Origin of the sequence: Pseudomonas sp. (assembly GCF_030147005.1) — a bacterium.
Taxonomy (GTDB): Bacteria; Pseudomonadota; Gammaproteobacteria; order Pseudomonadales; family Pseudomonadaceae; genus Aquipseudomonas.
The window spans coordinates 1-5,539 of record NZ_JASLAW010000256.1 but is presented as its reverse complement, the minus strand read 5'-3'; the positions used below and the strand labels follow the sequence as shown (position 1 = coordinate 5,539).

The 5,539-nt window shown below is 59.8% G+C and carries 5 protein-coding genes and 1 pseudogene; 5 read left to right on the top strand and 1 reads right to left on the bottom strand.

Annotation, left to right across the window (positions count from 1 at the left end; translation table 11 throughout):
• Positions 1 to 134 (bottom strand): annotated as a pseudogene (locus Q1V60_RS24885) (acyl-CoA desaturase); the annotation flags it as partial.
• Between the two features lie 165 nt (positions 135 to 299).
• Here Q1V60_RS24885 and dibA point away from each other — a divergent pair.
• The 5 genes from dibA to cysW all read left to right on the top strand — a co-directional run.
• The gene (dibA, locus tag Q1V60_RS24880) at positions 300 to 2,213 is read left to right on the top strand and encodes a phosphodiesterase DibA (RefSeq protein ID WP_300635804.1); all 1,914 of its coding nucleotides are present in this window, start codon (positions 300 to 302) and stop codon (positions 2,211 to 2,213) included.
• Between the two features lie 277 nt (positions 2,214 to 2,490).
• Positions 2,491 to 2,673, top strand: a complete 183-nt coding sequence (gene oscA, locus Q1V60_RS24875; protein ID WP_003170956.1) for a sulfur starvation response protein OscA — start codon at positions 2,491 to 2,493, stop codon at positions 2,671 to 2,673.
• A gap of 66 nt (positions 2,674 to 2,739) precedes the next feature.
• Entirely contained in the window at positions 2,740 to 3,750 is a 1,011-nt protein-coding gene (locus Q1V60_RS24870) for a sulfate ABC transporter substrate-binding protein (protein WP_300635800.1), read from the top strand.
• Positions 3,751 to 3,933: 183 nt separating this feature from the next.
• Positions 3,934 to 4,752, top strand: coding sequence for a sulfate ABC transporter permease subunit CysT (gene cysT, locus Q1V60_RS24865; RefSeq protein ID WP_065949976.1), 819 nt, complete (start codon positions 3,934 to 3,936; stop codon positions 4,750 to 4,752).
• 13 nt (positions 4,753 to 4,765) lie between these two features.
• Positions 4,766 to 5,539 (top strand): sulfate ABC transporter permease subunit CysW (gene cysW, locus Q1V60_RS24860; RefSeq protein ID WP_300635797.1); only part of this gene is annotated, 774 nt, incomplete at its 3' end.

Genomic DNA, 5,539 nt, shown 5'->3' with positions numbered 1-5,539 from the left:
TTGAGCTCGAGCGAGCGATGGGCTGAATAACGGTGCAGATAAACCGTGACCCCAATAATGGTCACGTGGGTCATCAACAACGTGACTGCCACCAGTTGCCAGGCTGACAGGTCAAGAAAACCGTTGTACCACATAGGCTGTATGGCCCTCAGATAAAGTAAAAAACAGCTCACGCATTATCACTAAGCCTACAGAGAAAACCAGCCGCCCTTTCAGATAGAAGTGACTGGATGTTTCTTATTCTATAATCCCCAGCCTTCGTAGGGCGATTCTGTTTTTTGGTAAGGATTACTGACCATATGCTGTTTTCATACCGAGGAGCCCTACGTGCGGGGCTGGTGTACCTGCTGATTTCGATTGTATGGCTCAGGCTTAGCCACCAATTATTGATCAACTTTATCGATGAACCCCAGGCCCTGGCGCATTGGCTGCAACTGCGCGGCTATGTCTGGGTAGGCCTGAGCGCGCTGGCTATTTACCTGATGGGCATAGGTTTTGCGCGTGCCCACCAGCTGCAACAGCCCCTGAAAGAAAACCGTGAACGCCTGCAGCAGGCCGCTGCGGTGTTTGATTGCACCCGCGAAGGGGTGCTGGTCACCGACGCTCAGGGGCTGATCGTGCACGTTAATCGGGCGTTTATGGAGATCACCGGATACCGGCGCGAAGACGTCATGGGTCAGCCACCCAGCCTGTTCAAGTCCGGGCGCCATTCGTCGAATTTTTATCAGCAGATGTTCCAGATCCTCGAGCGCAGCGGCGAATGGAGCGGCGAAATCTGGAATCGACGCAAAAGCGGAGAAATTTACCCGCAGTGGCAAACCATCCGCGTAATCCGTGATGAGCGAGGCCGCATCAGCCACTACGTCGCCGTGTTCTCGGATATCAGCGCCATCAAGGATTCCGAATACGAGCTGGCGCACCTGGCTCACCACGACCCGCTGACCGGCCTGCCCAACCGCCTGTTGTTCACCGACCGCGCCGAGCAGGCGCTGGCTTCGGCGCAAGTGCACAAGCGTGGCTGTGCGTTGCTGTTGCTGGACCTGGACCACTTCAAGATCATCAATGACAGCCTGGGCCACAACGTTGGAGACCAACTGCTCAAACTGGTGGCCGACCGGCTCAAGGGGCTGTTCGGGCCTGGGGTGACCCTGGCGCGGCTGGGCGGCGACGAGTTCGCCGTGCTGGCGGAAAGTTGCCCACAGGTGTTGCAGGCTGCGGCCCTTGCGCAGCGCATGCTTGAGGCCATGAAGGAGCCGTTTGTTTTTGACGGCAACCAGCTGTTTATCAGCGCCAGCATCGGCATCAGCCTGTTCCCCAGCGATGCTCGGAGCGCCGAGCAATTGTTGCGCAACGCTGATTCGGCCTTGTTCAAGGCCAAGCACGCCGGCCGTGAAGGCTACGCCTTGTACACCGAGGAGCTGACGGCTCATGCGCAGAACCGTGTGGAAATCGCCAGCGAATTGCGCCGCGCCCTCGACCAGCAGGAACTGCGCGTCTATTACCAACCGGTGCACGGCCTGCATGACAGCCGTTTGGTTGGCGTCGAAGCGCTGGTGCGCTGGCAGCATCCGCAACGCGGTCTGGTGCCGCCGGGTGAGTTTATCCCGATCGCCGAGCGCACCGGGTTGATCGCCGACATTGATGCCTGGGTAATGAACCAGGCCTGCCGCCAGATGTGCCAATGGTTGGCGGATGGCGTGCCGTTGGGGTTTATCGCTATCAACATATCCAGCCGCCTCTTTGCCCGGCGCGAACTCTATGAACAGGTGGGCCAGGTGCTCCACGATACAGGCCTTGACCCGGCCTTCCTGGAACTGGAAGTCACCGAAAGCGCGGTGATGGACGACCCGGAAGTCGCCCTTGAACAACTGCACCGCCTGCGCGAGCTGGGCTTGCGCCTGGCCATCGACGATTTCGGCACCGGCTATTCCTCGCTGTTGCGCCTCAAGCGCCTGCCAGTGCAGAAACTCAAGATCGACCAGGGCTTCGTCGCCGGCTTGCCGTGGGATGAAGACGACGCCGCCATCGTGCGTGTGGTCATCGCCCTGGCGAAAAGCATGGGCATGCAGGTGCATGCCGAAGGGATCGAGCAGGTTGAACAGGCGCGCTTCCTGCTGGATCAGGAATGCGACATGGGGCAAGGGTATTGGTTTGGACGGCCGGTGCCGGCGCAGGAGATTGATTGGACCAGGGCACCTCCCATCCAGCGCTGAGATACACATATGGGAGGGGGCAAGCTGAACTGGTCAAGTAATCCTGGACACTACTTACGGTTCGAGCCTCCTCCCTCATCGGACTTCACAGTGCTTTATTTCGGTGCCGTGGTGCGAAACACACGCGCCCAACCCCGCGCCCTACCAGAAAATTCTTTCTGGTTATATAAACATTCTTAAATAGTCTTTTTAAGAATATCCGCGCTTATCTACTATCGCCCTCACGCCGCAAGCAGTGCCGCCACTGCCAGGCACTATTCATTTCAGGAGCGAGACCATGAGCGCATCTCTACGTAGCGTCGACGGCCAGGACGAAGCAGCCATTTTGCGTGAGATCCAGAGCGCCCTGCGCGATCTGCGGTTTGGCGCGGTGGAAATCACCGTGCACAACGCTCAAGTGGTACAGATCGAACGCAAGGAAAAATTCCGTCTGCAGAATCCCGGCAACAAACCGAGCTGAGCGAGAACGGCGATAGGCCCGCAATTAATAAGAAAAGCCAACACCCAAGAATTTTCAGGAGCTTCTATGTCGTCGATTCGCCGTTATGCCCTGGCCGCGCTGGCCAGTGCCGTGTTTGCCGGTTCCGCCGTTGCCAAAGACTACGAGTTGCTCAACGTTTCGTACGACCCGACCCGTGAGCTTTACCAGGACTACAACGCAGCGTTCACCACCTTCTGGAAACAGTCCCATCCGGACGACAACGTCAAGATCCAGCAATCCCACGGTGGTTCGGGCAAGCAAGGCCGTGCGGTGATCGACGGCCTGCGCGCCGACGTGGTGACCCTGGCCCTGGCCGGCGACATCGACGAAATCGCCAAGCTGGGCAAAACCCTGCCGGAAAACTGGCAAACCCGTTTGCCGGATGCCAGCACCCCGTACACGTCGACCATCGTGTTCCTGGTACGCAAGGGCAACCCCAAAGGCATCAAGGACTGGGGCGACCTGATCAAGAACGACGTGTCGGTGATCACGCCCAACCCGAAAACCTCAGGCGGTGCGCGCTGGAACTTCCTCGCCGCCTGGGCCTACGGCCTCAAAGCCGGCGGCAGCGAAGCCAAGGCGCAGGAGTACGTCAAAGCGCTGTTCAAGCATGTGCCGATCCTCGACACCGGCGCGCGCGGTTCTACCATCACCTTCGTCAACAACGGCCAGGGCGACGTGCTGCTGGCCTGGGAAAATGAAGCGTTCCTGGCGCTCAAGGAAGACGGCGGCGCCGACAAGTTCGACATCGTCGTGCCTTCGCTGTCGATCCTCGCGGAGCCGCCAGTGGCCGTGGTCGACAAGAACGCCGAGAAAAAAGGCAATACCGAGATCGCCACCGAGTACCTCAAGTACCTGTACAGCCCGGCTGGCCAGGAAATTGCGGCTAAAAACTTCTACCGCCCACGCGATGAGAAAGTCGCCGCCAAATACGCCCAACAGTTCCCTGAACTGGACCTGGTCACCATCGATAAAGATTTCGGCGGTTGGAAAACTGCCCAACCGAAATTCTTCAACGACGGTGGCGTGTTCGACCAGATCTATACGGCGCAATAACCAGCACCAAGGCTTGTCGTGGCAAGGGAGCTTGCTCCCGCCGGGCCGCGAAGCAGCCCCAGAACCAGGCGACCCAGACGCATCGTGGGCACCGGTTTTGGGAGCGCTTCGCACGCCAGCGGGAGCAAGCTCCCTCGCTACAGTGGGTCACATGCGTTTCCGTTCCGCTAACCAAGGACTCTTATGTCGCGTCGTATCTCCCCCGTCATACCCGGCTTCGGGCTGACGCTGGGCTACACCGTGGTGTACCTCAGCCTGATCGTACTCATCCCGCTGGCGGCGATGTTTGTACACGCCGCTCAACTCACCTGGGATCAGTTCTGGAACATCATCTCCGCACCCCGTGTGCTGGCGGCGTTGAAACTGAGCTTCAGCACCGCGTTGTACGCCGCGCTGATCAACGGCGTGATCGGCACCCTGCTGGCCTGGGTGTTGGTGCGCTACACCTTCCCCGGACGCAAGATCATCGATGCGATGATCGACCTGCCGTTCGCCCTGCCCACCGCCGTGGCCGGTATCGCATTGACCGCGCTGTATGCGCCTAACGGGCTGGTTGGCCAGTTCGCCGCCGACCTGGGCTTCAAGATCGCCTACACCCCGCTGGGTATCACCCTGGCGCTGACGTTCGTCACCTTGCCCTTCGTGGTGCGCACGGTGCAGCCGGTGCTCGCCGATATCCCCCGGGAAGTCGAAGAAGCCGCCGCCTGCCTTGGCGCCAAGCCACTGCAAGTGTTCCGCCACATCCTCGTGCCGGCACTGTTGCCTGCCTGGCTGACCGGTTTCGCGTTGGCCTTTGCCCGTGGCGTCGGCGAGTACGGCTCGGTGATTTTCATCGCCGGCAACATGCCGATGAAAACCGAGATTCTGCCGTTGCTGATCATGGTCAAGCTCGACCAGTACGACTACCGCGGCGCTACCTCTATCGGTGTGCTGATGCTGGTGGTTTCCTTTGTTTTGCTGCTGCTGATCAACTTGTTGCAGCGGCGCATCGAACGTCCTTAAGGAGGCGCGGAACATGTCCCAATCGTCTATTTCCGCCGCGTCCTCGGCCAACGCCGCCCGGCGCGGCAGCGCGACGTCGCGACGCATTCTGATCGGCCTTGGCTGGCTGGTGTTCGTCCTGTTCCTGCTGCTGCCGCTGTTGATCGTGGTGTCCCAGGGTTTGAAGAATGGCCTCGGCGCGTTCTTCACCGCGATCCTTGAACCGGACGCACTGTCGGCGTTGAAACTCACGGTGATCGCCGTGTTGATCTCGGTGCCGCTCAACCTGGTGTTTGGGGTCAGCGCGGCGTGGTGCGTGAGCAAGTATTCATTCCGTGGCAAAAGCATCCTGGTGACGCTGATCGACCTGCCGTTTTCGGTCTCGCCGGTGATCGCAGGGCTTGTGTACGTGCTGATGTTTGGCGCCCAGGGCTTCTTCGGGCCATGGTTGCAGGAACATGACATCCAGATCGTGTTCGCCTTGCCCGGTATCGTGCTGGCGACCATCTTCGTCACTGTGCCGTTCGTGGCCCGTGAGCTGATCCCGCTGATGCAGGAGCAGGGCACCCAGGAAGAGGAAGCCGCGCGCCTGCTGGGCGCCAACGGCTGGCAAATGTTCTGGCATGTCACCGTGCCGAACATCAAGTGGGGTCTGATCTATGGCGTGGTGCTGTGTACGGCCCGGGCCATGGGCGAGTTCGGCGCGGTGTCGGTGGTGTCCGGCTACATCCGCGGCCAGACCACCACCATGCCTCTGTATGTGGAAATTCTTTATAACGAATACCAGGCAGTGGCCGCGTTTGCCGTG